Origin of the sequence: Nocardia sp. NBC_01503 (assembly GCF_036327755.1) — a bacterium.
Taxonomy (GTDB): Bacteria; Actinomycetota; Actinomycetes; order Mycobacteriales; family Mycobacteriaceae; genus Nocardia.
The window spans coordinates 2,151,053-2,177,257 of record NZ_CP109596.1; the positions used below are offsets into that span (position 1 = coordinate 2,151,053).

27 protein-coding genes and 1 tRNA gene are annotated in these 26,205 nt (G+C 65.9%); 14 read left to right on the top strand and 14 right to left on the bottom strand.

Translation table 11 applies throughout. The features are described 5' to 3' along the window. The first annotated feature begins 161 nt into the window (after positions 1 to 161). Genes nhaA through OHB26_RS09715 form a run of 3 tightly spaced genes read left to right on the top strand, consistent with a single transcriptional unit; the run spans position 162 to position 2,924 of the window. Positions 162 to 1,388, top strand: a complete 1,227-nt coding sequence (nhaA, locus tag OHB26_RS09705; protein WP_442942888.1) for a Na+/H+ antiporter NhaA — start codon at positions 162 to 164, stop codon at positions 1,386 to 1,388. A gap of 43 nt (positions 1,389 to 1,431) precedes the next feature. Next, entirely contained in the window at positions 1,432 to 1,947 is a 516-nt protein-coding gene (locus OHB26_RS09710) for a phage holin family protein (RefSeq protein WP_330183864.1), read from the top strand. 32 nt (positions 1,948 to 1,979) lie between these two features. Further along, positions 1,980 to 2,924 (top strand): alpha/beta fold hydrolase, encoded by a 945-nt coding sequence (locus OHB26_RS09715; RefSeq protein WP_330185561.1) that lies wholly within the window; start codon positions 1,980 to 1,982, stop codon positions 2,922 to 2,924. On the opposite strand, the gene OHB26_RS09720 is transcribed toward OHB26_RS09715, so the two are convergent. The 4 genes from OHB26_RS09720 to nth form a co-directional block, all read right to left on the bottom strand. Continuing rightward, positions 2,921 to 4,114 (bottom strand): MarP family serine protease, encoded by a 1,194-nt coding sequence (locus tag OHB26_RS09720; RefSeq protein ID WP_330183865.1) that lies wholly within the window; start codon positions 4,112 to 4,114, stop codon positions 2,921 to 2,923. The two genes, OHB26_RS09715 and OHB26_RS09720, sit on opposite strands and share 4 nt — an antisense overlap. Beyond that, a complete protein-coding gene (locus tag OHB26_RS09725) occupies positions 4,111 to 4,824 on the bottom strand; it encodes an NUDIX hydrolase (RefSeq protein ID WP_330183866.1) in 714 nt (237 codons plus the stop codon). The genes OHB26_RS09720 and OHB26_RS09725 overlap by 4 nt, the downstream gene beginning before the upstream one ends. 34 nt (positions 4,825 to 4,858) lie before the next feature. Continuing rightward, positions 4,859 to 5,455 carry a TlpA family protein disulfide reductase gene (locus OHB26_RS09730; protein ID WP_330183867.1) on the bottom strand — a complete coding sequence of 199 codons (597 nt, stop codon included), beginning with the start codon at positions 5,453 to 5,455 and terminating at the stop codon, positions 4,859 to 4,861. A gap of 83 nt (positions 5,456 to 5,538) precedes the next feature. Continuing rightward, complete coding sequence (gene nth, locus OHB26_RS09735) at positions 5,539 to 6,312, bottom strand: endonuclease III (protein ID WP_442942998.1); 774 nt, start codon at positions 6,310 to 6,312, stop codon at positions 5,539 to 5,541. Positions 6,313 to 6,460: 148 nt separating this feature from the next. On the opposite strand from nth, the gene OHB26_RS09740 reads away from it, so the two are divergent. Together OHB26_RS09740 and OHB26_RS09745 are read left to right on the top strand one after the other, a co-directional pair. Then, the gene (locus OHB26_RS09740) at positions 6,461 to 6,703 is read left to right on the top strand and encodes a hypothetical protein (protein WP_033089361.1); all 243 of its coding nucleotides are present in this window, start codon (positions 6,461 to 6,463) and stop codon (positions 6,701 to 6,703) included. Between the two features lie 272 nt (positions 6,704 to 6,975). After that, a complete protein-coding gene (locus OHB26_RS09745) occupies positions 6,976 to 7,650 on the top strand; it encodes a Crp/Fnr family transcriptional regulator (protein ID WP_019044571.1) in 675 nt (224 codons plus the stop codon). Between the two features lie 74 nt (positions 7,651 to 7,724). On the opposite strand, the gene OHB26_RS09750 is transcribed toward OHB26_RS09745, so the two are convergent. The 3 genes from OHB26_RS09750 to OHB26_RS09760 all read right to left on the bottom strand — a co-directional run bounded on the left by OHB26_RS09750 (position 7,725) and on the right by OHB26_RS09760 (position 9,245). Beyond that, the gene (locus tag OHB26_RS09750) at positions 7,725 to 8,534 is read right to left on the bottom strand and encodes an MBL fold metallo-hydrolase (protein WP_330183868.1); all 810 of its coding nucleotides are present in this window, start codon (positions 8,532 to 8,534) and stop codon (positions 7,725 to 7,727) included. Positions 8,535 to 8,613: 79 nt separating this feature from the next. Continuing rightward, positions 8,614 to 9,081, bottom strand: coding sequence for a RidA family protein (locus OHB26_RS09755; RefSeq protein WP_330183869.1), 468 nt, complete (start codon positions 9,079 to 9,081; stop codon positions 8,614 to 8,616). Next, positions 9,081 to 9,245 carry a DUF4177 domain-containing protein gene (locus tag OHB26_RS09760; RefSeq protein ID WP_153802898.1) on the bottom strand — a complete coding sequence of 55 codons (165 nt, stop codon included), beginning with the start codon at positions 9,243 to 9,245 and terminating at the stop codon, positions 9,081 to 9,083. Before OHB26_RS09760 ends, OHB26_RS09755 begins: the two co-directional genes overlap by 1 nt. A gap of 168 nt (positions 9,246 to 9,413) precedes the next feature. On the opposite strand from OHB26_RS09760, the gene OHB26_RS09765 reads away from it, so the two are divergent. Together OHB26_RS09765 and OHB26_RS09770 are read left to right on the top strand one after the other, a co-directional pair. Next, the gene (locus OHB26_RS09765) at positions 9,414 to 10,433 is read left to right on the top strand and encodes an ArsA-related P-loop ATPase (protein ID WP_330183870.1); all 1,020 of its coding nucleotides are present in this window, start codon (positions 9,414 to 9,416) and stop codon (positions 10,431 to 10,433) included. A 2-nt stretch (positions 10,434 to 10,435) separates the two neighbouring features. After that, entirely contained in the window at positions 10,436 to 11,602 is a 1,167-nt protein-coding gene (locus tag OHB26_RS09770) for an ArsA family ATPase (protein WP_330183871.1), read from the top strand. Positions 11,603 to 11,743: 141 nt separating this feature from the next. Here OHB26_RS09770 and OHB26_RS09775 read toward each other — a convergent pair whose 3' ends face one another. Beyond that, a complete protein-coding gene (locus tag OHB26_RS09775; protein ID WP_067569470.1) occupies positions 11,744 to 12,067 on the bottom strand; it encodes a WhiB family transcriptional regulator in 324 nt (107 codons plus the stop codon). Between the two features lie 300 nt (positions 12,068 to 12,367). Between OHB26_RS09775 and OHB26_RS09780 the strand changes: the two genes are divergently transcribed. Further along, a complete protein-coding gene (locus OHB26_RS09780; RefSeq protein WP_330183872.1) occupies positions 12,368 to 14,734 on the top strand; it encodes a penicillin-binding protein in 2,367 nt (788 codons plus the stop codon). Positions 14,735 to 14,819: 85 nt separating this feature from the next. On the opposite strand, the gene OHB26_RS09785 is transcribed toward OHB26_RS09780, so the two are convergent. Next, the gene (locus OHB26_RS09785; RefSeq protein WP_330183873.1) at positions 14,820 to 15,284 is read right to left on the bottom strand and encodes a GatB/YqeY domain-containing protein; all 465 of its coding nucleotides are present in this window, start codon (positions 15,282 to 15,284) and stop codon (positions 14,820 to 14,822) included. A gap of 69 nt (positions 15,285 to 15,353) precedes the next feature. Between OHB26_RS09785 and OHB26_RS09790 the strand changes: the two genes are divergently transcribed. From OHB26_RS09790 to OHB26_RS09800, 3 genes are all read left to right on the top strand, one after another. Next, positions 15,354 to 16,316 carry a metallophosphoesterase gene (locus OHB26_RS09790; RefSeq protein WP_330183874.1) on the top strand — a complete coding sequence of 321 codons (963 nt, stop codon included), beginning with the start codon at positions 15,354 to 15,356 and terminating at the stop codon, positions 16,314 to 16,316. A gap of 52 nt (positions 16,317 to 16,368) precedes the next feature. Further along, entirely contained in the window at positions 16,369 to 17,457 is a 1,089-nt protein-coding gene (locus OHB26_RS09795) for a hypothetical protein (RefSeq protein WP_330183875.1), read from the top strand. 87 nt (positions 17,458 to 17,544) lie between these two features. Next, positions 17,545 to 17,618: transfer RNA gene (locus tag OHB26_RS09800), tRNA-Pro, on the top strand. Here OHB26_RS09800 and OHB26_RS09805 read toward each other — a convergent pair. Then, positions 17,600 to 18,064 carry an MmyB family transcriptional regulator gene (locus tag OHB26_RS09805; protein WP_330183876.1) on the bottom strand — a complete coding sequence of 155 codons (465 nt, stop codon included), beginning with the start codon at positions 18,062 to 18,064 and terminating at the stop codon, positions 17,600 to 17,602. The two genes, OHB26_RS09800 and OHB26_RS09805, sit on opposite strands and share 19 nt — an antisense overlap. A 66-nt stretch (positions 18,065 to 18,130) precedes the next feature. Here OHB26_RS09805 and OHB26_RS09810 point away from each other — a divergent pair, with 66 nt between their 5' ends. Beyond that, positions 18,131 to 18,619: a YbhB/YbcL family Raf kinase inhibitor-like protein gene (locus OHB26_RS09810; protein ID WP_330183877.1), complete on the top strand. Its 489-nt coding sequence runs from the start codon at positions 18,131 to 18,133 to the stop codon at positions 18,617 to 18,619. Positions 18,620 to 18,670: 51 nt separating this feature from the next. After that, positions 18,671 to 19,945, top strand: coding sequence for a Fic family protein (locus tag OHB26_RS09815; RefSeq protein ID WP_330183878.1), 1,275 nt, complete (start codon positions 18,671 to 18,673; stop codon positions 19,943 to 19,945). Positions 19,946 to 20,053: 108 nt separating this feature from the next. Here the strand turns inward: OHB26_RS09815 and OHB26_RS09820 are convergent, their stop codons facing one another. Further along, entirely contained in the window at positions 20,054 to 21,646 is a 1,593-nt protein-coding gene (locus OHB26_RS09820; RefSeq protein ID WP_330183879.1) for a succinic semialdehyde dehydrogenase, read from the bottom strand. A gap of 128 nt (positions 21,647 to 21,774) precedes the next feature. Here OHB26_RS09820 and OHB26_RS09825 point away from each other — a divergent pair, with 128 nt between their 5' ends. Beyond that, positions 21,775 to 22,596 carry a crotonase/enoyl-CoA hydratase family protein gene (locus OHB26_RS09825; protein ID WP_330183880.1) on the top strand — a complete coding sequence of 274 codons (822 nt, stop codon included), beginning with the start codon at positions 21,775 to 21,777 and terminating at the stop codon, positions 22,594 to 22,596. Between the two features lie 113 nt (positions 22,597 to 22,709). On the opposite strand, the gene OHB26_RS09830 is transcribed toward OHB26_RS09825, so the two are convergent. The 3 genes from OHB26_RS09830 to OHB26_RS09840 all read right to left on the bottom strand — a co-directional run bounded on the left by OHB26_RS09830 (position 22,710) and on the right by OHB26_RS09840 (position 26,155). Beyond that, entirely contained in the window at positions 22,710 to 24,491 is a 1,782-nt protein-coding gene (locus tag OHB26_RS09830) for an ABC transporter ATP-binding protein (RefSeq protein WP_330183881.1), read from the bottom strand. A 186-nt stretch (positions 24,492 to 24,677) separates the two neighbouring features. Next, entirely contained in the window at positions 24,678 to 25,448 is a 771-nt protein-coding gene (locus OHB26_RS09835) for an SDR family NAD(P)-dependent oxidoreductase (RefSeq protein ID WP_330183882.1), read from the bottom strand. Further along, positions 25,445 to 26,155, bottom strand: coding sequence for an acetoacetate decarboxylase family protein (locus OHB26_RS09840; RefSeq protein WP_330183883.1), 711 nt, complete (start codon positions 26,153 to 26,155; stop codon positions 25,445 to 25,447). Before OHB26_RS09840 ends, OHB26_RS09835 begins: the two co-directional genes overlap by 4 nt. Between the last annotated feature and the right edge of the window lie 50 nt (positions 26,156 to 26,205).

Sequence of the window (26,205 nt, forward strand, 5' to 3'; positions counted from 1 at the left end):
GCAGGTCGGGCGGCGTGCCCCTGTTCCGATGCCGGATTTCGACCGTTAGAATTGCGTAAGGTGTGCCGGGAAGTCTGGTCGGCATGCGGTATGCGTCGACCGCACCTGGTGGAGTCGCACGCCGCTGGCTCAGTCGACCGTACTGCCGGAAAGGTGCACCCTTGATTGTCCAGATGCGCTCCGAACTCACCCGCTATCTACGGACCGAAACCTTCGGTGGCGCACTGCTTCTCATCGCCGCGGCCACCGCCGTGCTGTGGGTCAACTCCGCGTGGGGCGCGAGCTATACGACCATGGTCGACACCCATCTCGACATTCCCGCCCTGCATTTGAATCTGACCCTCGCCGATTGGACCAAGGACGGTCTGCTCGCGATCTTCTTCTTCGTCGCGGGCCTGGAGCTCAAACGGGAACTGGTGGTCGGTGAACTCGCCGACCCGAAACGCGCGACCCTGCCCATCCTGGCCGCCATCGGCGGTGTCGTCATGCCCGCGCTGATCGCCATCGGCATCGGCTGGGGCGTGGAGGGCATGGATCGCGGCTGGGCCGTCCCGGTCGCCACCGATATCGCCTTCGCGCTGGCCGTGCTCGCGCTCACCGGCTCCCGCATTCCGCCGGGGGCGCGGGTATTCCTGCTGAGCCTGGCGGTGGTCGACGATCTGATCGCCATCATCCTGATCGCGGTGCTGTTCACCACCACCCTGAAGATGCTGTGGCTGGCCATCGCCATCCTGTGCTGCGCGATCTGGGCGCTCGGCCAATGGAAACGGATCGGCACACCGTTCCTCTATGTACCGCTGGCGCTGCTCGCCTGGTACTCGCTGCACGAGGCGGGCATCCATCCGACACTGGCGGGTGTGGCGCTGGGACTGCTCACCCGGGTGCGCCCCGACGCGGACGAGGACGAGCACTGCGTACCCGCCGCCAAGCTGGAGCACTTCTTCCAGCCCATCTCCGCGGCCATCTGCGTACCGCTGTTCGCGCTCTTCGCCTCCGGCGTGAAGCTCGACAGCGATGTCTTCTCGAAGCTGTTCACCGACCGGATCTCGCTCTCCATCATCGTCGGCCTGCTGGTCGGAAAAACGGTCGGCATCTTCGGGTTCTCTTGGCTCGCGGTACGTCTGGGCATCGCGCGCCGACCCGACGATCTCGGTTATCGGGACATGTTCGCCCTGTCGGTACTAGGTGCGATCGGCTTCACCGTTAGCCTCTTGGTGGCAGAACTCGCACTGGACGGCGTCGGCGACGGCTCCGAAGTCGAACTGGCGAAAGCAGCGGTGTTGCTGACGTCATTGGCGGCTTCCCTGGCGGGTTCGGCGCTACTGTTGCGTCGTGGCCGTGCCCACCAGGCACGCCGAGACGAGCGGGCACTGCAGGGACAAGAGTGAGAGCGCACCGGGCAGTTCCGGGACATGGAGAAGGGTCGAGCAATTGAGCTTCACACAGGGCGGTAACGGGCGAGACGGGAATCGCACCCGCACCATCACCTCGATTCCGTTGTCCGATGTCGATACACATGAGTCGGCGACGATCGGCACTCTGGTTCGGGACGCGACCGAGCAGATGTCGACGCTGGTACGCGCGGAGGTGGCGCTCGCCAAGGCGGAGGTGACGGGCGAGGTCAAGAAGGGTCTGCAGGGCAGCGTCTTCTTCATCGGAGCGCTGACCGTCCTGCTGTTCAGCTCCTTCTTCTTTTTCTTCTTCCTCGCCGAACTGCTGGACGTGTGGGTATACCGCTGGCTGGCGTTCCTCATCGTCTTCCTGCTGATGATCGTGGCCACCGCGGCGCTGGCGCTGCTGGGCTATCTCAAGGTGCGCAGACTGCGCGCGCCGGAGAAGACCATCGAATCGCTCAAGGAGGCGAAGACGCTGCTGCCCAGCGGTTTCGGTGCCGCCGGTGAGCATTCGGACGACACTCCGGTCGGTCTCGGCAAGCCGCGGCTGTAGACCGTCGATTACGCTGCCTCGGCGTGTCGTCGATTTCGTCCCCTGATCCGTCCGCAGTCCGCTACGACGGACCGTGGACCCATCGGGATGTGCATGCCAACGGCATTCGCTTCCACGTCGTGGAGGCCATGCCCGCGGGCAGTGTGGTCTTCGCCGACCCCGAAACACCACTTGTGGTGCTGCTGCACGGCTTCGGTGACTTCTGGTGGTCGTGGCGGCATCAGCTGACGGCACTGGCCGAGCTCGGCTATCGGGCCGTCGCGATGGATCTACGCGGTTACGGCGACAGCGACAAACCACCGCGCGGCTATGACGGGTGGACCCTGGCCGGTGATATCGCCGGACTGGTACGCGCGCTCGGACATACCGAGGCCACGCTGGTCGGGCATGCCGAGGGCGGCCTGGTCTGCTGGGCGACCGCGGTACTGCAACCGCGGGTGGTACGCGCCATCGGACTGGTGAGTTCACCGCATCCGGCGGCGCTCAAGAGCTCCATCCTGCGCGACCGCAAACAGCGCTCGGTGTGGCTGCCGAATTTCCTGCGCTATCAGCTGCCCCGCTATCCGGAGAATCTGCTCACCGCCGATGCCGGCGCGGAGATCGAACGCCTGCTGCGCCGTCGCGCCGGTGAACACTGGTCCGGGACAGCGGAATTCGCGGACACCGTGCAGCGCATGCGCACCGCCATCCGCATTCCCGGTGCGGCGCACTGTGGTCTGGAGTACCAGCGCTGGGCCTTCCGCAGCCAATGGCGACCGGACGGCGCGCGTTTCATGGAGACCATGCGCGAACCCATCCGCATCCCGGTGCTGTCCATGTACGGCGACCGCGACCACTACATTCTCGCGAATACGATTCGACGCGGGCAGGAGTTCTCGCCACAGCGCCGCGTGGTGGAGATCCCGGACGCGGGACACTATGCGCACCAGGAGAACCCGGCGGCGGTCACCGCCGAGCTCGCCAAACTGCTGTCCTAGCTGAGTACGCAACTCCCGGTACCGACCGGGGTCGAGACGCCCGCCGCCTCGTTCACCTCCGGCCGCACCTCGTCCAGGGTCAGCACATAGCCGGTGTCGTCGTCGGTGACGGCGGCACCGAAGACCACGCCGAGAATATTGCCGTCGGTGTCGACCAGCGGGCCGCCGGAGTTACCCGCGCGCACCTGGCCGCGCACCGTGTAGACCTCACGCTGCACATTGTTGTCGCGATAGATATTGGGGCCCTTGAGATCCAGGGTCTCGCGCACCCGGGCCGCACTGGCCGTATAGCGCCCGCCACCCGGGTAACCCAGCACGATGGCCGATTCACCGGAGTTGGCGGCGGCCGGGGCCAGCGGAATCACCGGTGCGTTCAATCCGGGCACCGCCAGAATCGCGATGTCCTTGGACGAATCGAACAGCACCACTTGGGCTTCCATCGATCCGCGCGCGGTATCCACACTGACCGTGCTGGTGCCCGCGACCACGTGCGCGTTGGTCATGATGCGCTCGGGTGCGACCACGAAGCCCGAACCCTCCAACTGCCGTTGGCAACTCGGCGCGATACCGCGGATTCGCAGCACGCTCGTCTGCAGTGACTGCGCCACCGGCAACTGCAGCACACTGGCATCGGGTGGTTCCACCGCGGCGATCGGCACCCGGCCGAACGGGCCGATCACATCCGGCAGCCCGGAGGTATTGAGCAGGTTGGAGAACTCGTTCGGCACCCGCCGCAGCCAATCCGGCGCGACATGGTCCACATTCACCAGAACCTGAGAGTTCTTGACCGCGGCCGCGATTCCCGGCTGCGACGAATTGGCCAGCGGCAGCGCCAGCAGCCAGGCGGTGGCCAGCACCGCGGCCATCTGCAGGCCCGCGCCGACCACACTGTCCACACTGCGGGTGAACGGATCGCGCATACCGCTGCGCGCCGCCCGCCCCAGCACCATCCCCGCGACCTCACCCACGATCACCAGGGCCACGATCAGCAGTACGCCGACCAGCACCCGGGAGCGCCCCTCGCTCAGGTGGATGAGGATGTGCGGGGCGATGAGAATGCCCGCCACCGCGCCCAGCACCACGCCTAGGAAGGCCAGTGCGGAGGCGACCGCGCCCTGCCGCCACCCGGAGGTGGCCGCGAGCAGCGCCAGAATCAGGATCCCGAGGTCGAGCCAGGCCGAAGAGCTCATAACGTCATCCCAACCGCGGCCAGTGAGGCCTGCAGATCACGCACATCGTGATGGTCCCATTCCAGTTCCCACCCGGATACCGCCAGCAGCCCGGCGAGCACTCCCCCGGTGAAGCCCCACACCAGCATGCCGTCCACCGTGAAGGCCGGACCCATATAGCCGAGCGGATGCCGCACCACGAATCTGTTGGCCGGATCGACGAGGTCCGCGACCGGCACCCGGACCACCCGGGACGCCTCGTTCTCGCTCACCACACCGACCTCACCGGGGGTGCGCCAGTAGGCGACCACCGGGGTCACATCGAACCGCGACGGCGGTACGAAGATCTTGGGCAGCACCGCGATCGGCTCCACGCCGGCCGGATCGAGTCCGGTCTCCTCCCGCGCCTCGCGCAGTGCGGTGCCGATGGGGCCGTCATCGCCGGGCTCCACCCCACCGCCCGGGAACGCCACCTGCCCGCTGTGCGTGCGCATGGTGGCGGCGCGCTGGGTGAGCAGCACATCGGCATCGTCCGGCAGCCCGCCGAGCGCGCGCGGATCGGCGGCGCCGGACCCGCTGAACAGCACCAGCACCGCCGCGTCACGGGTACGCACGGCCGCGGAGGCGATGCGCCGCAACACCGGATTCATACCGGTCGGATCGGCCGGATCATGCTCGGCCACCGATCTCAGCCACTCCGGAATGGAGCCCGTAGGCACCTCGAGTCTCATGCCCACACTCCAAGATCGACCACAGCACCGGCGCTCACGCCCGCACCCCCAACTCGGCGGCGACCGTATCGGCAATATCGTCGACGCTCTTGAACGGGCGCACAACGAGTTTCGCCACGGTGCCGTCCGCACGCAACAGCACGGAGATGGGCAGCACCGCCGGAGCGCCGACGGCATTGCGCACCTTGGTATCCGGATCCGCCACACCCGGCAGATGAATACCGAGCCCGGTCAATCGGGACAAACCCTTGGCCGTACTCGGATCACTGTGCACGGTGAGCACCGTGATCGACGCCGACGCCCGATCCGAGAACTGTTGCAGTAGCGGCAATTCCTCCGCGCACGGGCCACACCAGTAGGCCCAGAGATTCAGCAGCGCCGGCTTGCCCGCGAGCGCGGCGATCAAATCCATCGGCTTGCCGTCGGCGAGACATTCGAGGGCGAGCCCGCGCAATGGACTGTCCCCCACCGCCGCTCCCGATGGCACCGGGCAGTCGGCCAGCGCCGCGTGTGCCCGTTCCGCGGCCGAAACCGACTTCTCGGCAGCGGCGGGTGCACCCTTGCTCGGCGTATCACCGGTACTCGAACACCCCGCAATCGCCAGCGCGAGCGCCACGAGCACCGCGAGCATCCCGCCGCGCCGTCGCGGACCGCACGCGCCCACGGCGTCTGACGGCCGTGGGCGGGTGCGGTTTTCGGGCGGAGCCGCAAGACTCACAGGCCCACCATTTCGAGCAGATGCTCGGTCTCCGGGCCCTTGACCAGCGCCGCCGCGGTGACCGGATCGGTGGGGCCGAGACCGTAGGAGGGGCAGTCGTTGGCCAGAACGCAAGCACCGCAGGCGGGTTTGCGGGCATGGCAGACGCGGCGGCCGTGGAAGATCACCCGATGCGAGAGCATGGTCCACTCTTTGCGCTCGATGAGGTCGCCGACAATATGCTCGACCTTCACCGGATCTTCCTCATCGGTCCACTTCCAGCGCCGGACCAGGCGGCCGAAGTGAGTGTCGACGGTGATACCGGGCACACCGAAGGCATTGCCGAGGATGACATTCGCGGTCTTACGGCCGATACCCGGCAGCTCCACCAATTGCTTCAAGGTGTTCGGGAGCTCGCCGTCATAGCGTTCGACCAGCGCCTGCCCCAGTCCCATCAGCGAATTCGTCTTGTTGCGATAGAAGCCGGTGGGCCGGATGAACTCCTCCAACTCGGTGCGATTCGCCTCGGCGTAATCGCGAGCGCTGCGGTACTTGGCGAACAGCGCCGGTGTGGTGAGGTTCACCCGGACATCGGTGCACTGCGCGGAAAGGATTGTGGCCACGGCCAATTCGAGTGGCGTGGTGAAGTCGAGTTCGCAGTGCGCGTCCGGAAAGGCCAGCGCAAGCGTGCGATTCATCCGGCGGGCGCGGCGTACCAGACCGGTGGGCGTCTCCTTGGCGCGCGACTTGGCTTTTCCGCCCTTGGGCGCGGTCCTACCGCTGGTAGGCACGGCGGGAGCGCCGGATTCGGCCCCATTCGCGGCCGCGCTGGATGTGGAGACACGCACGCGTCCACCTTACGGAACCGCCAAGCCCCATCAACCTGGCTGACTACCTCCCGTGTTCCATCTGAGACCTTCGCCGTGTTTACTCCTCCCTATGCAAGGACTCGCTGTGGTGCTGTTTCCGATAGCGCTGATGCTGTTCGCATTGGTGATGGAACGTGTCGAGAATCGGCTTCGCAAGCTGCTCGAACCGGACCCCGAGGTTCAGCAGTATCTGGATCGAGCCACGAATGCCGAGGTCAGTGACCTGACCAAACTGGGATTGCCCGCCGCGGCGGCGCGCCCGAGGCGCGCCCGACCGGCAGCCAAGGGCATGGATGTAGCCCAGGCCAGCTGAATCGCTTTTGTCCGCCGCTGCCCGTTTCGCCGATATCCGGCCGGTCAGCGGCGTTTTCCGATCTTCCTGCGTGGGCTTGACGGCGTGTCGCTAGAGTTGAACTTTGCGTGTCGCTGGATCGACGGTGCGTGTCGTGTAAACCGACTCTGCGTGTCGGAGAATGACCCTGCCGCGTGGTGTCTATCACTACCCGGGCGTATTGCAAAGTAGACTGCACTGTCGGCCGAATGCTTCGGTCCAGGACAGAGCCATTTCCCATAAGGAGCACATTCGTGGACGAGGCCCTCGCCAGAGCAGGCATCTTCCAAGGCGTCGAGCCCACCGCGGTGGCTGCCCTCGCCAAACAACTTCAGCCCGTGGACTTTCCGCGCGGTCATGTCATCTTCAACGAGGGCGAACCGGGAGACCGGCTCTACATCATCACCTCCGGCAAGGTGAAGATCGGCCGACGTTCCCCCGATGGTCGCGAGAATCTGCTGACGATCATGGGCCCGTCGGACATGTTCGGCGAGCTGTCGATCTTCGATCCGGGTCCGCGTACCTCGACGGCAACCACCGTCACCGAGGTTCGCGCGGTCACCATGGATCGGGACGCCCTCAAGGCGTGGATCGATCAGCGCCCGGAGATCGCCGAGCAGTTGCTGCGGGTCCTCGCCCGTCGTCTGCGCCGCACCAACAACAATCTGGCCGACCTCATCTTCACCGATGTGCCCGGTCGCGTCGCCAAGGCGCTGCTGCAGCTCGCACAGCGCTTCGGTACCCAGGAAGCGGGCGCGCTGCGCGTGACCCACGACCTGACCCAGGAGGAGATCGCCCAGCTGGTCGGGGCTTCCCGCGAAACCGTGAACAAGGCCCTGGCCGACTTCGCGCACCGCGGCTGGCTTCGACTCGAGGGCAAGAGCGTGCTCATCTCCGACTCGGAGCGCCTGGCCCGCCGCGCCAGGTAGTACCGGCAGGGAACAGAGACTCGTAGGGACCGGGTCGTCACCTCGGTGACGACCCGGTCCCTACGTGTTTGCTACTAGCCCCGCGCCCGGATATACGCCAACTGCGCCCGCACCGAACTCTGCGCGGCCGGCCACAGCGACCTGTCGACATCGGCGTACACCTTCTCGACGATCCGCAACGCCTCCGCATCGGGCCCCAGCTCCGCCAGTGCCGCCCGAACCTGGTTCAACCGCTCCTCGCGATGCCGAATGTAGAAATCGATCACCGGCAGCGCATCCGGATGATCCGGACCGTGCGCGGGCAACAGCACCCGCCCGGGCGCGGCCTCGGCCAATCGCCGCAACGACTCCAGATAATCGGCGAGCGCGCCATCCCGGGATTCGAGCACCGTTGTGCCACTGCCCAATACGGTGTCACCGGTGAGCAGCGTGGCATCACCGTCATCGGGGCCGTCCACCAGCAGGCTCACCGAATCCCGGGTGTGCCCCGGCGTCGCGAGCACGGTGATCCGCACTCCGGCCGCCTCGATGACCTCACCGTCGGCGAGCACCTCGGTGGAGTCGTGCAGGAATTGGGAGTCCTTGGCGCGCACCGGAGTTCCGGTGGCCTCGACCAGCCGGCCGATGCCCCCGGTGTGGTCGAGATGGTGATGGGTGACAAGGGTGAGGGCGATGTTCCCGCCGGTCTCGCGCACCACCGCCTCGGTGTGCTTGTGATCCTCCGGCCCCGGATCCACCAGCACGTACTCCGCGCTCCCCGGCGCGCGCAGCAGCCAGGTATTGGTGCCCTGCAGGGTCATTCCACTGGGATTGTCCGCCAGTACGACGGCGGCGGACGGGGTCACTTGCCGCAGTTGCGCGTACGCGGGATGAGTGAGGGTCATAGTTCTGTCCTAACTCAGCGAGTGCGGCGGGTCCAGGGTTGAACTCACCACACCCGCCGCTTCCCGAAAAAGGAAGGCGTCAGCGCACTTCCGCGATGAGTTCGACCTCTACGGGGGTGTTCTTCGGCAGTTCGGAGACGCCGACGGCGGAGCGTGCGTGCACGCCCGCATCGCCGAAGACCTCGCCGAGGAAGTTCGACGCGCCGTTGATGACGACCGGCTGATCGCTGTAGCCCGGTGCGGAGGCGACGAATCCGACGACCTTCACAATGCGCACCACATTGTCGAGTCCGACCAGATCATGCACGGCGGCAAGCGCATTGAGCGCGCACAGCTGCGCGGCCGTGGCGGCCTGCTCGGTCGAGACCTCCGCGCCGACCTTGCCGGTCGCGGAGAGCTGACCATCCACGAACGGCAGCTGGCCGGAGGTGTAGACCAGATTCCCGGTCCGGATGGCCGGGATGTACGAGGCCACGGGTGCGGCCACGGGGGGCAGGGTGAGCCCCAGCTTCTCCAGGTTCTCCGCCCAGGCGGTGGCGGCGGCCATCAGTTCTTGGGTCGCTTCAGGTAGGCCACGTGCTGCTCACCGGTGGGCCCGGGCAGTACCGAGACGAGCTCCCAGCCATCGGAGCCCCACTGGTCGAGGATTGCCTTGGTGGCGTGCGTCAACAGCGGCACGGTTGCGTACTCCCACGCGGTCACTTCACTCATGGGGTGAGATTAGCCCCGGCCACCGGGTCCCATACTCCGGACCCTGCTCTGGCGCACTCGAATCCGGAAACCCAAGATTCCAGAGTGGTGTATCAGACAGTCGGTGTCTCTTCTGGGCAGGAAGCAGGAACGAGTTATAGGCTCGCGAGCGTGGGAGTACCGATAGCAGTGCCCGTTTCGGTTGAGCCGGGGGTCGAAGCAGGTTGGCCGGAGCGGGCGGACAAAGCCCGCCTGCATTACGTATCCGGAAAGGGCGGCACCGGAAAGTCCACGGTCGCGGCCGCATTGGCACTGGCACTCGCGGCGGGGGGCCGCCGCGTACTACTGGTCGAGGTCGAGGGCAGACAGTCCATCGCGCAGCTCTTCGATCTGCCGCCATTGCCGCCCACCGAGACTCGTATCGCCACCGCCGACGGCGGGGGTGAGGTGCTGGCCCTGGCCCTCGATGTGGAGCACGCCTTCCTCGAGTACCTGGACATGTTCTACAACCTGGGCTTCGCGGGCCGCGCCATGCGCCGGGTGGGCGCCATCGAGTTCGTCACCACCATCGCGCCGGGTCTGCGGGACGTCATTCTCACCGGCAAGATCAAAGAGTGCGCGGTGCGCGTCGACAAGGCCGGTAAACCGGCATATGACGAAATAGTCATCGACGCACCGCCGACCGGCCGGATCGCCAGCTTCCTGGATGTCACCCAGGCCATGGCCGAGATCGCGGGTGGCGGCCCGATCGCCTCGCAGGCCGAGGGAGTCTCGAAGCTGCTGCACTCGCCGCAGACCATGATCCATCTGGTCACGCTGCTCGAGGCGCTACCGGTGCAGGAGACCGCGGACGCGGTCGCCGAACTCACCGCCAATGATCTGAATATCGGCACGGTCATCGTGAACCGCGCCAATGAGGGCTATCTGCCGCGTGCCCTGCGCGAGAAGGCCGCCGCCGGTGAATTCGACACCGAAGCGCTGCGCACCGGACTCGCCGAGGCCGGAATCACCCTGTCCGAGGCGGACTTCCAGGGTCTGGTCGCCGAGACCCTGGAGCACTCCGCCCGCCTGCACGCGCAGGACGAGAACGCCGCCGACCTGGCCCAGGTCGACATCTCGCGGCTGTACCTCCCGGCGCTGGCCGACGGGATGGATCTGGGCGGCCTGTACGAGCTGGCCGAAGTTCTGAGCGCGCAGGGAGTCCGCTGACCATGATCGTTCCGGCCAATACCGTCCCCCTGGACATTTCGAAGATCATCGCCGATCCGACCGCCCGCATCGTGGTGTGCTGCGGCTCCGGCGGCGTCGGCAAGACCACCACCGCCGCGGCCATCGCACTGCGCGCCGCCGAGGCGGGCCGCAAGGTCGTGGTGCTGACCATCGATCCGGCGCGCCGGTTGGCGCAGTCGCTCGGGGTCAGCGATCTCGGGAACACCCCGCAGAAGGTGGAGTTGGGCGAGGGCGTCAAGGGCGAGCTCTTCGCCATGATGCTGAATATGCGCCGCACCTTCGATGACATGGTGCTCGAGCACACCAGCCCGGACAAGGCGGAGCAGATCTTCGCCAATCCGATCTATCAGACGGTGGCCTCCTCCTTCGGCGGCACCTCCGAGTACATGGCGATGGAGAAGCTCGGTCAGCTGGCGAGCAAGCGCGAGTGGGACCTCATCGTGGTCGACACTCCACCCTCCCGGAACGCCCTGGACTTCCTCGACGCGCCCAAGCGGCTCGGCAATTTTCTGAACGGCAAGATGATTCGCGTGATCATGGCCCCGGGCCGAGGCGTGGGCAAACTGGTGGCCGGGGCGATGAGTCTGGCGTTGCGCGGTGTCTCCACGATCGTCGGCGGGCAGCTGCTCAAGGACGCCTCGGTATTCCTGCAGTCCCTGGAGTCCATGTTCGGTGGCTTCCAGGATCGCGCGGATCGCACCTACGCCATGCTGTCCCGGCCCGGTACGCACTTCATCGTGGTGGCGGCGGCCGAACCGGACGCGCTGCGCGAGGCGTCGTTCTTCGTGGATCGGCTCTCCACCGACAAGATGCCGCTCGCGGGTCTGGTGCTCAATCGCACGCATCCGGTGCTGAGCTCGCTCTCGGCCGAGCAGGCGTCGGTGGCCGCGGACAAGCTGGCCCCGCAGGCCGCCGTGAACGGCGAATCCGAGACCCCGGCCGCGCTGGCCGCCGCCGTACTGCGGATTCACGCGCAGCGCGCGGTGACCGCGAAGCGGGAACAGCATCTGCTGCATCGGTTCACCGGCGCGCATCCGCGGGTGCCGATCGCGGCGGTGACGGCACTGCCGTTCGAGGTCGCCGATGTCGAGGCGCTGCGCGCGGTCGGCGATCAGCTGGCCGAGGCGGGAGCCACTCGGTCCGCCTGACGTATTTGCGCCACCGCTGGCGTGAGTGCGCAAGCCCCCTGAATAACACCGGAGGATTTGCCTGTTCTGCCCGTTATTACCCCAGAAATGGACCGAGCCCGCATCAGCGGGCTCGGTCCATTCTGCTTATGGGGATACGGGTTACATGGCTACTTTCTGCGTACGCTGGACCCGGAAGAAATCGGCCCAGGATGTCACCTCGGGATGCTGCTTGAGCAGCGCACGACGCTGCCGCTCGGTCATGCCGCCCCACACACCGAACTCGACGCGGTTGTCCAGGGCGTCCGCCCCGCACTCCATCAGTACCGGGCAGTGCCGGCAGATGGTTGCCGCTTTGCGCTGTGCCGCGCCTCGCACGAACAACTGGTCGGGATCCACTTCCTTGCATCGAGCCTGGGAAACCCAGGCGATCCTTGCTTCGGCCTGCTCCACGTCCAATCGAGCTATCGGGGTAGTCATGTGCATTTAAGTGCCCCTTTGCAGTCCGAACACCGGGTCACGGCGCTCCAGAATCGCGTGTGCAGCGCGCAGATACCCAACCCCACTGCGAACTGCACCACATTCCACTTTGAGTGTTAGCTCTATCACACTGGGTTCTCAATCTAGATAGTGGTGCACGGCCAGCGCAAGACCGTCCTGAGATTTTCTGGTACGCCCGTCCACGCATTCGTTGCCTAAAACCGGTCAGTCGGCATGATTCGGGCGAATGAACACCCTCGCCCGGGCGGACGCCGACAGCGGGAAAGGGCAATTAGGCTATGGGTCGTGCCGATCACACGAACGCTCGCGAGACTGGCCGGCAGCTGCGTCCTGGCCGCCGTCCTCCTCGCCGGGCTGCTGTTCCCACTCGCCGGCGGCTTCGGCTATATCTCGAACCGAGCCGCCGACGCCGTAGACAACGTCTCCGCCGAATTGGTGGAGGGTGCGGTCCCGGCGGTGTCGACCATGGTCGATGCGAACGGCCAGCCGTTCGCGTGGCTGTACGAACAGCGGCGATTCGAAGTCCCCAGCGACAAGATCTCCAACGACATGAAGCTCTCACTCGTGTCCGTGGAGGACAAACGCTTCGCCGAACACGGTGGTGTGGACTGGCAGGGCACCTTCCGCGCCTTCCTGACCAACACCAGCGGCGGTGAGGTGCAGCAGGGTGGCTCCACCATCGACCAGCAGTACGTGAAGAACTACCTGCTGCTCGTGGTGGCCAAGACCGATGCCGAACGCCGCGCCGCCACCGAGACCACACCCGCCCGCAAGATCCGTGAGATCCGCATGGCGATGACGCTGGACAAGCAGCTCACCAAGGACGAGATCCTCACCCGCTATCTGAACCTGGTGCCCTTCGGAAACTCGTCCTACGGCATCCAGGACGCCGCGCAGACCTACTTCGGCATCGACGCCAAGGATCTGAACATCGTGCAGTCGGCCATGCTCGCCGGCATGGTGCAGTCCAGCTCCAAACTGAACCCGTACACCAACCCGACGGGCGTGCTGGAGCGCCGGAACACCGTGCTGGACACGTTGATCGCCAATATCCCCAGCCGGGCCGACGAATTCCGCAAGGCCAAGACCGATCCGCTGGGCGTGCTGCCCGAGCCCAAGGGGCTGCCACGCGGCTGCATCGCCGCCAATGACCGCGGCTTCTTCTGCGATTACGCGCTGCAGTACCTGGCCAATGCCGGTATCAGCCGCGATCAGATCGACAAGGGCGGCTACCTGATTCGGACCACCCTGGATCCGGATGTGCAGAACTCGACCAAGGCCGCGGTGAACGCGAACGCCGATCCGAATCTGGACGATATCGCCTCGGTCATGAATGTCATTGCTCCCGGACAGGATTCGCATCCACTGCTGGCGATGGCGTCGAGCCGCACCTACGGACTGGACGGCAATGCGCACGAAACCGTGCAGCCGCAACCGTATTCGCTGGTCGGCGACGGCGCGGGCTCGATCTTCAAGATCTTCACAACGGCCGCGGCGATGGAGAAGGGGCTCGGTATCAGCGCCCAGCTGGACGTGCCCGCTACCTTCCAGGCCAAGGGCATGGGTAACAGTGGAACGCCGGGCTGCCCGGCCGAAACGTACTGCGTCAAGAACGCCGGCAACTACAAATCACCTCTGTCGGTGACCGAGGCGCTGGCCACCTCGCCGAATACGGCCTTCGTCAAGCTGATTCAGGCCGTCGGCGTCACCCCGACCGTGGATATGGCCATCCGCCTGGGTATGCGCTCGTACGCGCAGCCGGGCACCTCCGGCCATGGCAACCAGAGTCTGGCCGATATGGTGAAGGATCAGAATCTGGGCTCGTTCACCCTCGGCCCGGTCGCGGTGAACGCCCTGGAGCTCTCGAATGTGGCCGCGACGCTTGCCTCCAGCGGCCGCTGGTGCCCGCCCACTCCGATCAAGGAGGTGGTGGATCGCAGCGGTAAGACGGTGCCGCTCACCCAGCAGGCGTGCGAGCAGGTGGTCGATCCGGGCCTGGCGAACACCCTCGCCAACGCGCTGAGCCACGACGTGGTCAGCGGTACCGGTGCGGGCGCGGCCCGATCGGTGGGCTGGGACTTCCCGTTGTCCGCCAAGACCGGAACCACCGAGACGCACCGCTCCTCGGCCTTCCTGGCGTTCAGCAACTTCTTCGCCGGCGCGGAGTACATCTACGGCGACAGCCCGACCCCGGGCGAGATCTGCTCGTACCCGCTGCGCAACTGCGGCAGCGGCAATCTGTACGGCGGTAATGAGCCGGCGCGCAGTTGGCTGGGCGCGATGAAGAATGTGCTCGGCAAGTTCCCGCCGCTGGGTCTGCCACCCTTGGACGACAAATACGTGCGCGGTTCGAACAACTCACAGATTCCGGATGTGATCGGCCAGAACCAGTCCGAGGCGACCGCGAATCTGATCGCGGCGGGCTTCCAGGTGTCGGTCACCTCGGCCCCGGGCGCGAACAAGGGCACGGTGATGAGCATCTCGCCGGATGGTTCGGCGATTCCGGGCTCGGTGATCACGATCTACGTCAGTGACGGCACCCAGCATCCGCTGCCCGCGCCGAACGCCCCGCAGCCGTCGGTGCCGGGTATTCAGATACCGGGTCTGCCGCAGCTGCCGCCGATCCCGATACCCATCCCGATTCCCCGCTAGGCGGGCGGTCCCGAACTGGCAACGGCCCCACACCGATCCGGTGCGGGGTCGTTGCCGTTGGTTCGAGCGCTCTCGGTTCGAAAGCTCAGAGGCGGGACTTCACCGCCGCCGAGACGCGAGTGCCGTCGGCTCGCCCGGCGGCCAGCGCGGTGGCGACCTTCATGACCTGACCCATCTGGCGCATGCCCGGGCGTTCCCCGATCTGCTCGGCCACATCGGCGATGGCGGTATCGGCGATATCGGCCACCTCGGCGTCGGTCAGCGGCGTCGGCAGGTACTCCTCGATGATCTGTTCCTCGGCGCGCTCGGTGGCGGCGAGCTCCCCGCGCCCGGCCTGCTCGTATACGACGGCGGACTCGTTGCGCTTCTTCGCCTCCTTGGACAGGACGGCGATGACCTCGGCGTCGGTGAGTTCCTTCGCCTCCTTGCCGGCGACCTCGGCGGTCTGCACGGCGGCGAGCAGCATGCGCACCGTATTGAGGCGCAGCGTGTCCTTGGCCTTCATGGCGGTGGTGAGATCCGCGCGCAGCTTCGATTTGAGTTCCGACATGGCCGCCACGGTACCGTTCATCACCCGCGAGGCTCGACGCATTTTCAACGGGTCGCCTATTCTGGGCAAATGCCCGTAATCTCGACCGCCACCCTTCGCCGTACCGCTCTGGGAGCCGCGGGGGCCGCCGTCGCCGGAGTCGGATACGCCACGCTGATCGAGCGCAATGCCTTCACCTTGCGTGAGGCGACGCTGCCGGTGCTGGCCCCGGGTAAACCCTCGCTACGTGTCTTACACATCTCCGACCTGCACATGATGCCCGGTCAGCAGTTGAAACAAGCGTGGCTGCGCGAGCTGGATCGGCTGGAGCCGGATCTGGTGGTGAACACCGGTGACAATCTCTCGCATATGAAGTCGGTGCCCGCGGTGGTGCAGGCTCTCGGCGGGCTGTTGGGGCGTCCGGGCATCTTCGTCTTCGGATCGAACGATTACTTCGCGCCGGTGCCGAAGAATCCGCTGAAGTACTTCAAGAAGGATCACAAGCGGGTCTTCGGCGATCCGCTGCCGTGGCAGGATCTGCGCGCCGCGTTCACCGAGCGGGGCTGGCTGGATCTGACGCATGTGCGCCGCGATATCGAGGTCGCCGGGGTGAAGATCTCGACCGCGGGCGTGGATGATCCGCATCTGAAGCGGGACCGCTACGAAACCGTGGCGGGTGCACCGAATCCGTTGGCGGACTTGAGCATCGGGCTCACGCATTCGCCGGAGCCGCGGGTGCTGGATCGGTTCGCGGGTGACGGTTACGACCTGGTCATGGCCGGGCACACCCATGGCGGGCAGCTGTGTATCCCGGGTTTCGGTGCGCTGGTTACCAATTGCGGTATCGACCGGGCCCGGGTGAAGGGTCCCTCGCAGTGGGGCGCGCACACCAAGCTGCATGTGTCGGCCGGGCTGGGTACCTCGCCGTGGGCGCCGTACCGGTTCTGCTGCCGTCCGGAGGCGACGCTGGTGACCCTGGTGGGCGCGCCGCCGAAGCAGCCGGTCGCCGAGTCGGGTCGCGGGCGCACCACTTCGGAGGCTGTCGCGCGTTAGGCGTCCGCCGCGATATACAACGCGGTATGTAGTCGTCAGTCAGGGGTGTGCCGTGGCCAGTGGTAATGAACCGAACGAGGATCCGACAACGCGGGGTCCGGATCCGGACTGGTGGCAGGGCGTGCCCAGCCAGGATTCGCCCTGGCAGTCGGCGCCGCATCCGCAACCGCCCGCACCGCCGAATTACGGTGCGGGTCAGTCGGATCCGACGATCCACCAAGCGTGGGGCCCGCCGCCGACCACACCGTTCCCGGGCGGTCAGCCGTATCAGAGCGCGCCGAATCAGCCGTATCAGCAGTCCCCGTACCAGTCCGGCCCCGCGCCGTATCAGACAACGCCGCCGCCCGGCTATGGACCGCCGCCGGGTTACGGCGCACCGCCGCCCTCGGGTGGCGGCAACCGCAAGGGTTGGTTGTTCGCGGGCATAGGTGTGCTGATCCTGGCCATCATCGGCGTGGTGGTCACGGTCGTGCTGGTGAACCGTGGCTCGAATGAGCCTTCGGCACAATCGAATACGACCCCGTCGCTGATCAGCGCCCTCACCACCACTCCGTCGGGCGCGCAGCCCAGCACCTCCCCCAAGGCCACCACATCGGCGAAGGCGACCACCCCGGCCGCCGTCATCCCCGGCTATCAGGTGGTGACGATCCCGGACAACGGTGCGGCATACGACATTCCGAAGGAGTGGAAGCTGGATCGCACCGGCCAGACCAGTTTCAACGGTGGCGGTGATTCGGTGCCGATCGCGGGTCTGGCGCAGGACGGTCTCAACTACTGCCCGAATTACGTGCGCACCAACGTCTTTCTGAGTCAGTCCACCGAGACGGACCCGGCCAAGGCGGCCACCGATATCGCGACCCGGATGGCCAAGATCGGCTGGTCCACCTCCACCGGCTCCACCCCCGGCGCGACCGAGACCTTCGCCAACAGCGACGGTCAACTGCAGGGCGTCTACCTGGAGACCAAGGGCAATGCCCCGCCACCGTCGGACGGCTGCGCCTCCACGTACACGATCTACACCTTCGCCTTCCCCGGCGACAATGGCGCGTTCGTATTCACGATCGCCGCGGACACCGGTGTGGCCGGTTCCGTGGACGCCGGTCTGGCCAAGAAAATACTCGCCAGCATCCGCCCGCTGTAGCCCGTCGATTCCGCCCGTTTACCCCGTCTGACCACACGATTTAGCATCAGCGCCAACCATCGGTTAAGCTACTCCACGTTCACATCACGGGGTGTGGCGCAGCTTGGTAGCGCGCTTCGTTCGGGACGAAGAGGTCGCAGGTTCAAATCCTGTCACCCCGACGTGTTGGTTGAGACACATGAGAGGCCCTGACTTCGGTCGGGGCCTTTCTGCTGTCCGGATGCAGGAGTCGGTGGGTGTGGTCGGCAACCAGGGTGCGCAGGGCGGCTTCGGCGGTGGGGTCGGCGGGGGTGAGGACGACCAGGCGCTGATCGGAGCCGTCCGGGGAAACCAGGGTGTCGTAATGCAGCGTCAGGGTGCCGTGCCGGACGTGGTTGAGGCGTTTGCGGCCGTGTTGGCGTTCGCGGACGGTGTGGTCGTCCCACCAGGTGGCGAAATCGGGGCTGGCGGAACGTAGTTCGGTGATCAGCTGGCGCAGGGCCGGGTCGTCGGGGTGGCGGGCCAGGACGTCGAAGCGGAAGTCGATGACGTAGGCCGGGAGCAGCGGCATGCCGTCGAGGATGGCGGCCCCCGGCGTGACGGCCCGCCCCTGCTCGGTGCTCATCATCCCCGGCCGGGTGGTACGCCGAATACCAGGATGCGCACAGCCTTCCAGGCTTTCCCATATCTCAGGATGCTTATCTCAGCCCCGGCATCAGCAGCCCGATTCACCGTCACCACTCCCGACCTCACCGACAGCACCTTTCCCGCCGACAATTTCGCGGGTTCCTTCGGCTGCACCGCGGCCAATCACGCTCCGCGTGTGCACCGGTCGGGCGCGCCGGTGGCAGCGAAGAGTTTCGCCGACACCATGTTCGACCCCGACGCACCCACCGGCAGCGGCTTCTGGCACTGGATGAACTGGGATATCCCTTCCACCGCAACAGAATTCACCGATGGCACCCTCGCGATATCGGGCACCAACGACGCGGGCGCACGAGGCTACCAGGGCCCCTGCCCACCCACTGGCGACAAGCCCCACAACTACCGAATCACGGTACTGGCCTTGGATACTCCACAGTTGGGCCTACCCGCGAGCACCCCACCCGCAGTAGCCCCCTTCTCCATGAGCGGCCACGTCATCGGCATCGGCCAGGTAACCGCAACCGCCCGGCGGCCTTGAGCAAACCCTCCTTATTAAAGATTATCCAGTAACCTTTAATAAGGAGGTGCTATGGCAAAGGTTGAGCAGCGGCATTGGGCGAGCAGTCTCGACCGAGGCGGGCTGTCACGAAGAGACCGCCGTGCCGGGTCCTACCAGGCATACCTCCCCGATCCACTTGTGGATCGGCCGTTGATGTTGACTGGCGAGACCGCGGCGGACATCGCCGAGGCCGAGGCCGCGATCACCCGGCTCGACACCGAAGCCAAGGCCCTCGCGGAGACCGAAGCATTGTCACGCCTACTGCTGAGAGCCGAAGCCATCGCATCCTCCCGGATCGAAGGACTCGAGGTCGGGGCGCGACGGTTGCTGCGCGCTGAGGCCGCTCAGGCTCTGGAGGGGCAATCCACCGACGTGACAGCAACCGAGGTGTTGGCGAACATCGACGCGATGGCGCTCGGCGTCAACTCAATCCGCCGCGGCGAGACGATCACGGTAGAAGTCCTGCTGGATGTCCATCGGCGTCTGTTGACAGGTACTCGGCTCGAACAGCACGGTGGCCGGTTTCGTGAACAACAGAACTGGATCGGCGGCAGTTCGTTCAATCCGTGCTCGGCAGCGTATGTTCCGCCACCCCCGGAGTTGGTCCCCGGACTGATGGTCGATCTGCTGGCATTTTGCAACGGCGATGATCTGCCGGCTGTCGCCCAGGCCGCCATTGCGCACGCCCAGTTCGAGACGATCCATCCGTTCGTCGACGGGAACGGGCGCACCGGTCGCGCCCTGATTCACCTCATCCTGCGCCGCCGCGGGCTGGCCCAGCATGTTGTCCCGCCGGTCTCATTGATTCTCGCTACCTGGACTCAGAGTTACATCGATGGCCTGGTCAGCTTCCGGCACATCGGGTCCGCGACGTCACCCGCGGCCGTTGATGGCGTGAACATCTGGGTGTCCCGTTTCGCTGCGGCATGCACCCGCGCCGTCGCGGATGCTTCCGCGTTCGAGCAGAAAGCCGCCGATCTGGAGCAGGTCTGGAGGGAACGACTCGCTCCCGTCCGAACCGGATCAGCCACAGATCTACTACTCGCCAAACTTGTCGGCGCTCCGATTCTCACCGTGACAACCGCCGCCACTTTGATCGGCCGCAGCTACCCGGCGGCCAATACGGCGATCGATCGACTCGTCCAGGCCGATGTGCTTCGCCAGGTGACCGTCGGGCACCGCAATCGAGCCTTCGAGTCGCCCGAGGCAGTAGCCGCCTTCACCGCGCTGGAACGCCAATTGGCAAGTCCCGCAGGCGATACCCGTAGCTCCGCGCCCTCCCGCCCAGCACCTCGCCGGAGGTGACATCCAGCGAAGTTTTCGGCGAGATAGGGCGCCCAGCGCTCCTGAATGCACAATGACCCCCGGCCGGATACGGCTGGGGATCATTGGCGTACAACCGCTTTCAGGGCATCAGCCCAGGTGCAGCTTCTTCATCAGGCGCAGGGTCATGAGGGTGCTCTTGAGCTGCTTTTCGTAGGGCATGCCCGAACGGGCGGCGAGGATCTGCTTCTTCTGTACGCCGACGTTGATGGTGTCGGTGTACTTGAGGATGCCGGCCGCGCCGTGCCGGGTGCCGACGCCGGAGCTCTTGACGCCGCCGGACGGGGTGCCCTTGGCGGCGTAGGTGGTGACGAAGCCGTCGTTGATGTTGATGGCGCCGGCCTCGATCTTCTCGGCAATGCGACCGGCGCGGTGCAGGTCGCCCGCCCAGACGCTGGCGTTCAGACCGTAGTCGGTGTCGTTGGCCAGGCGGATGGCCTCTTCGTCGGTGGTGAACTTGTAGATGGCCACGACCGGACCGAAGGTCTCCTTGGTGGCGTGCTCCATATCCTTGGTGACGCCGGTCAGCACGGTGGGCTCGAAGAAGGCGGGGCCGATATCGGGGCGCGGCTTACCGCCGGTGAGCACGTTCGCGCCCTTCTCGCGGGCCTCGTCGACGTGGGCGGCGACGCGCTTCATATGGTCGACCGAGACGAGCGAGCCGATTTCGGGGTCGAAGTCGTAGGTGGCTCCGGCCTTGGCGCCCAATTCCTCGGCGGCGGCGACGAATCGGCGCAGGAACTCGTCATAGACGCGTTCCTGTACGTAGATACGCTCGATATGCATGCACGCCTGGCCGGTATTGCCGAAGACGGCGAAGCTGGCGCTGGGGATGCACTCGTCGAGGTTCACATCGTCGAGCACGATCATCGGGTTCTTGCCGCCGAGCTCGAGCGAGCAGCCGATGAGGTTGCGTCCGGCCTGTTCACCGATGGTGCGGCCGGTATTGGTGGAGCCGGTGAACATGACGAAGTCGACATTGTCGATCAGCGTCGGGCCGACATCGGGACCGCCGCCGCAGACCACCTGGACGAGTCCGCGCGGCAGGCCCGCCTTGTGCAGCAGTTCGATGCCGAACAGGGTGCAGAGCGCGGTCTTGTTGTCCGGCTTCAGCACCAGGCCGTTGCCCGCCATGAGCGCCGGGGTGGAGTCGGACATGGAGATGGCGAAGGGGAAGTTCCAGGGTGCGATGACCGCGACGACGCCCTTGGGCCGGTGCTCCTCGGTGGAGGTGGTGATGACCGGCATGGGGCCGCTGCGCTTCTTGGAGCGCAGCGTCTTCTCGGCGGTCTTGAGGTAGTGCGCGATGACCATCGGGGTGTCGCAGGCCTCTTCGATGGCCATGCGACGAGCCTTACCGCAGCCGATCTGGATCAGGTCGGCAATGGTCTCGATCTCGGAGAGGATGAGTTCGTGGGCGCGTTCGAAGACCTCGAGGCGCTGCTTGAGCGGGCGGGCGGCCCACTCGACCTGGGCGGCGCGGGCGATCTCGACGGCCTTGACGACGTCTTCGGGCGAGGACTGCGGCAGCAGGCCGACCACGTTGCCGGTGTAGACCTCGATCATTTCGAAGGGTTCGCGGGCCTCGCCCGCCTTGCCCGCGGTCACCATGCCGGTGAGCCGGTTGATCAAGGATTCCGTAACCCGGGGCGGCAGCTTGCTCTGCGTACTCGTTGCACTCATGGCGTCGTCTCTCCCATACCTTGCCGCCCGTGACGGCGGTCACCACGATCCAAACTAGAACACGTTATTGTTCAAGACAACGGCGCGGGGTAGTTTCGTCCCCGAATCTGCGGAAAGAAAGGTCGGCGATGACGACAGCCACTGCTGAAACAAGTAGCAATACCGAGCCTCATGCCCTCGTGGAGAAGCGTGGCGGCACGCTGATCGTCACCATGAACCGCCCCGACAAGAAGAACGCGCTCACGGGCGAGATGCTGGCCATCATGACCGAGGCATGGGAGCGGGTGAACTCCGATCCGGAGATTCGCACCTGCATTCTGACCGGCGCGGGCGGCGCGTTCTGCGCGGGCGCGGACCTCAAGGCCATGTCCAAGCGTAACCCCAGCGACGGCATGTCCGAGGGCAGCGCCTTCGATCCGACCCGGATGCCGGGTCTGCTCAAGGGTTTCCGGCTGACCAAGCCGCTCATCGCCGCGGTCGAGGGTCCGGCCATCGCCGGTGGCACCGAGATCCTGCAGGGCACCGATATCCGGATCGCCGGTGAGAGCGCCAAATTCGGTGTCTCCGAGGCGAAGTGGAGCCTGTTCCCGATGGGCGGCTCGGCGGTGCGACTGCCGCGCCAGATTCCGTACACCGTCGCCGCGGAACTGCTGCTCACCGGTCGGCACATCACCGCCGCCGAGGCGCTGAAGTTCGGCCTGATCGGGCATGTGGTGCCGGATGGCACCGCGCTGGACAAGGCTCTCGAGATCGCCGAGCTGATCAACAACAATGGGCCGCTCGCGGTTCAGGCGATCCTGAAGGTCATGCGCGATACCGAGGGTATGCACGAGGACGAGGCCTGGAAGATCGACGCGAAGGTCGGTCTGCCGGTCTTCCGGAGCGAGGATGCCAAAGAGGGGCCTCGCGCCTTCGCGGAGAAGCGCAAGCCCAACTTCCAAGGCAAGTAGCCCCTCGTCATCCCGGCATGTTTTTGGCCGGGATCCACACCGGTGCAGTGGATCCCGGCCAAGAAGCGCCGGGATGACGAGGTTGGGCCAGCCCCTGGGATGACGGGGTTGACTTACCGGACGACCATTTCTTCGCCGAGGAATCCGCCCGATTGATGCCGCCACAGCTGCGCGTACGTTCCTTCCGCGCGCAGCAGGTGCTCATGGGTACCCTCCTCGACGATCCGCCCGTGATCGAGTACCACCAGCCGGTCCATCCCGGCGACGGTGCTCAACCGGTGCGCGACCACCAGCGCCGTACGCCCCTCCATCAGCTCCCAGAGCGCTTGCTGCACAAGCTTTTCGCTCTCGGAGTCGAGGGCGCTGGTGGCTTCGTCCAGGAGCAGAATCGGCGCGTCCCGCAGAATCGCGCGAGCCAATGCGACGCGCTGCCGTTGTCCGCCGGACAGTTTCACCCCGCGCTCGCCGAGCAGGGTTTCCATCCCCTGTGGCAGCGCGTCCGCGAACTCCGTGACATGCGCGGCCTTGGCGGCGCGCAGAATATCCGCATCACTCGCCTCGGGCCGGGCGAAGCGAATGTTCTCTCGCAGGGTGCGGTGGAACATGGCCGGATCCTGTGGCACATAGGCGAGCAGGCTCCGCAGATCACTCTGCCTGAGCTTCGAAATATCCTGTCCACCAATGCGAATAACGCCGTCGTCGATATCCATCAGGCGTAGCAGCAGTTGGGTGAGGGTGGTCTTGCCGCCGCCGGAACGCCCGACGAGCCCCAGTTTGGACCCGCTGGGCACATCGAGATCCAATCCGGTGAACAGTGGTGCGGCACCCGCGTGGGTGAAGTGCACCCGATCGAATCGCACATCGGATCCCTTGGGCCGCAAGGCTTCCGGCTCCGCGATATCCACCACGGTGGATGGCGTCAACAGCAGTTCGGTGAATTGCGCCGCCTCGGTGAGCGTGCTCTCCAACCGCCGGTAGATCTGGTTGAACCGGAACATGATCCCGGTGGCGTTCCAGTAGTAGGTGAACGCCACCATGATCACGGTGACCGAGGCGTGCCCGCCGCTGAGCCCGAGCGCGATGAGCAATCCGGCCACATTGGTGACGGCGACCAGCGGCGTCACCACGGTGTCGATGCGTAGATTGGCGTAGTCCCAGGAGCGCAAGGACTTTCGGCGCTGATCGATGACGCGGCGCCGATGTTCGGCCGCCTCCTGACGTTCGGCGGCGAAGGCCCGCACCACCTGCATATTGGCCAGGCTGTCGGCCACATGCCCGGACACCAGCGCGATGGACGCCTCCCGCTCGTCCACCAGCGCCTGCCGCCGCTGGATCAGCGGGGTGATGATCAACGCGGTGAACAGGATCAACCCGATCAGCACGACCACCAGCATGGGGTCGTAGCGCCACAGCACCACCGCCGCGAAGCCGAGCGGCACCACGGCGGCGAAGATTTCGAAGGCGAAGGTGTCGACGAACTGTTCGAAGCGGCTGGCGAAGCTCAGCGACCGTTTGGTGAGCGATCCGGCGAAGTTGTTGTGGAAGAACGCCGCGTCCTTGGCCAGCAGTTCATCCATGGCGATGACGTACAGGCTCTCGATACCGTAGGCGTCCAGCCGGTTGAGGCAGTGGATTCCGATGCGCCACAGCACTTCCGACAGCAGGATGACGCCCGCGAAGGCCGCGACCAACGGTCCGAGCGTGGACAGCCCGGAATCACCGCTGGCGGCGACCCGCCCGATGAGCACCGCGACCAGCAGTGGCGCGATGTAGTTCTGGCAGATGGTGCCGAGGGCGGGCCCCAGCATGCCGCCCAGCGTCAATAGCTTGCGCCGAGCCAATTCCCGTCCGTAGTAACGAAGTACGAGCTTCAACGCGGGTGCGCGTGAACTCATCCGTCCCCTCTCTCGAATGGTGTCCGAGCAGAAGGGTTCATTTTCTCGCGCACGCGGCTTCCGGGCCAGCGATTATTCGCTGGCCGATTGCCGAAAGAGGGGCGACGCTGGGCAATCGCAGAGCCCCGATTGCCCAGCGCCCGATGCGGTCACCGGTCGGAGCACGAGCCGGTTTCCGCGCGACGGTTAACCCGTCGGCTTGACCATGCGGCTCACGATCCGGCGCGAGAGGCCGGGCAGGAGACGCCGCATGAGGTAGGTGGGGTACGCCTGGCCGGGGAAGACGAACAGTGGATTCTTCGGCTTGGACAGCGCCTTCTCGAGGGCGTCGATGACGCCTTCGGGGCTCATACCGCCGGTGCCGCCGAGCACGGATTCGTTCTCTTCGCGGACCTTGTCCAGGAACGCCGTCTCGACCATGGGCGGGCAGAGTCCGAGCAGTCGCACACCGCTGCCCGCGAGTTCATACGCGAGGCTGTCGATGAATCCGATGACCGCGAATTTGGACGCGGAGTATCCGGCCATTCCGGGTGAGGGGAGCCAGCCCGCGACGGAGGCGAAGAGTACGACGGTGCCGGTGCCCGCCTGTTTCATGGCCGGTATGACGGCCTGACACAGATTGACGGTGCCGAAATAATTGACATCCATCATCTTCTTTATCTGCGCCACATCATGATTCAGCGCGGAGGCGTGCACATGGCACATGCCGGCGGCGTGCACCAGCCGGTCGATGGTGCCGAGTTCGCCGCGCACCTTCTCCACCACCGCGCGCACCTGCTCGGCATCGGAGACATCGCAGGTGTAGGTGGTCATATTCGGTGAGCGCTGTGCGGTCTCGGCGAGCCCGACCGGATTCAGGTCGACCGCGGCGACCCTCCACCCGGCGGCGGCCAGGCGCAGCGCGACGATTCGGCCCATGCCACTGGCGGCTCCGGTGACGAGTGCGGTCTGGGTCATCGGACCTCCCTGGTCTGCAAGACGGTGGTGGCGTCTTCGAAAGTCATTGCCAGCGAACCGATCCGGCTGGCGAACAGGGCGCGCCGGGGCAGGCCGAGGGCACGCAGCTGCTGCGAGACGGGATGGTCGCCGAGTTCGACGCGAACCCCGCCGGGCATACCTCGCACCCGGCTCGGATTCATCACCCACGGAGTACGCCGCAGCACACCGTTCTTGGCGGTGTACGCGTCGATGGACGCCCCACCCGCACCGCCCGGCATGGGCACACCATCCAGCACCCGCAACGCGATGACGAGTTGCCCATCCACCCGTACTTCACACCGTTGCCCGCCGCGCACCGGCGTGATGTCGATATCGGCCATCAGCTTGGGGAATCCCCAAATCGATTGTCCGGCTTCGAGAGTGAAGCTCTGATTCACCGGCAGCCAGTGGATGTAGGCCCCCGCGCTGTCCTTGCGGCCGGGCTGTTTCGCCATGAGCGAGAAGGCGAATTCGTGGTACGGCCCGAGATCACCGTCGACGTAACGCACGAAGGCGAGCGAGAGAATCGCCCGGCCGAGAACGGTGACCGGTTCCAGTCCGGCCGGTGCGAGCAGTTCGCGCGCGGCCGCGGTATCCGCGAAGAAGAGCGCGGAGCTGGCGTCGGCATGCCTGATCTCGACCGGCATACGGACCTGTTCACCCAGTACGGTGTGCACCTCTGCCATCCCAGAATTAGAACAGGTTCCTGTGACGTCCGCCATTGATTCGGGCAAGG

Excerpts from the sequence above, each read along its gene's own strand:
- OHB26_RS09720 (WP_330183865.1), bottom strand. The coding sequence starts at position 4,114 with ATGAGCTCTTCGGCCTGGCTCGACCTCGGGATCCTGATTCTGGCGCTG.
- OHB26_RS09725 (WP_330183866.1), bottom strand. The coding sequence starts at position 4,824 with ATGAGACTCGAGGTGCCTACGGGCTCCATTCCGGAGTGGCTGAGATCG.
- OHB26_RS09730 (WP_330183867.1), bottom strand. The coding sequence starts at position 5,455 with ATGCTCGCGGTGCTCGTGGCGCTCGCGCTGGCGATTGCGGGGTGTTCG.
- OHB26_RS09740 (WP_033089361.1), top strand. The coding sequence starts at position 6,461 with ATGCAAGGACTCGCTGTGGTGCTGTTTCCGATAGCGCTGATGCTGTTC.
- OHB26_RS09750 (WP_330183868.1), bottom strand. The coding sequence starts at position 8,534 with ATGACCCTCACTCATCCCGCGTACGCGCAACTGCGGCAAGTGACCCCG.
- OHB26_RS09755 (WP_330183869.1), bottom strand. The coding sequence starts at position 9,081 with ATGGCCGCCGCCACCGCCTGGGCGGAGAACCTGGAGAAGCTGGGGCTC.
- OHB26_RS09760 (WP_153802898.1), bottom strand. The coding sequence starts at position 9,245 with ATGAGTGAAGTGACCGCGTGGGAGTACGCAACCGTGCCGCTGTTGACG.
- OHB26_RS09770 (WP_330183871.1), top strand. The coding sequence starts at position 10,436 with ATGATCGTTCCGGCCAATACCGTCCCCCTGGACATTTCGAAGATCATC.
- OHB26_RS09775 (WP_067569470.1), bottom strand. The coding sequence starts at position 12,067 with ATGCACATGACTACCCCGATAGCTCGATTGGACGTGGAGCAGGCCGAA.
- OHB26_RS09785 (WP_330183873.1), bottom strand. The coding sequence starts at position 15,284 with ATGTCGGAACTCAAATCGAAGCTGCGCGCGGATCTCACCACCGCCATG.
- OHB26_RS09790 (WP_330183874.1), top strand. The coding sequence starts at position 15,354 with ATGCCCGTAATCTCGACCGCCACCCTTCGCCGTACCGCTCTGGGAGCC.
- OHB26_RS09805 (WP_330183876.1), bottom strand. The coding sequence starts at position 18,064 with ATGATGAGCACCGAGCAGGGGCGGGCCGTCACGCCGGGGGCCGCCATC.
- OHB26_RS09810 (WP_330183877.1), top strand. The coding sequence starts at position 18,131 with ATGCTTATCTCAGCCCCGGCATCAGCAGCCCGATTCACCGTCACCACT.
- OHB26_RS09815 (WP_330183878.1), top strand. The coding sequence starts at position 18,671 with ATGGCAAAGGTTGAGCAGCGGCATTGGGCGAGCAGTCTCGACCGAGGC.
- OHB26_RS09820 (WP_330183879.1), bottom strand. The coding sequence starts at position 21,646 with ATGAGTGCAACGAGTACGCAGAGCAAGCTGCCGCCCCGGGTTACGGAA.
- OHB26_RS09825 (WP_330183880.1), top strand. The coding sequence starts at position 21,775 with ATGACGACAGCCACTGCTGAAACAAGTAGCAATACCGAGCCTCATGCC.
- OHB26_RS09830 (WP_330183881.1), bottom strand. The coding sequence starts at position 24,491 with ATGAGTTCACGCGCACCCGCGTTGAAGCTCGTACTTCGTTACTACGGA.
- OHB26_RS09835 (WP_330183882.1), bottom strand. The coding sequence starts at position 25,448 with ATGACCCAGACCGCACTCGTCACCGGAGCCGCCAGTGGCATGGGCCGA.
- OHB26_RS09840 (WP_330183883.1), bottom strand. The coding sequence starts at position 26,155 with ATGGCAGAGGTGCACACCGTACTGGGTGAACAGGTCCGTATGCCGGTC.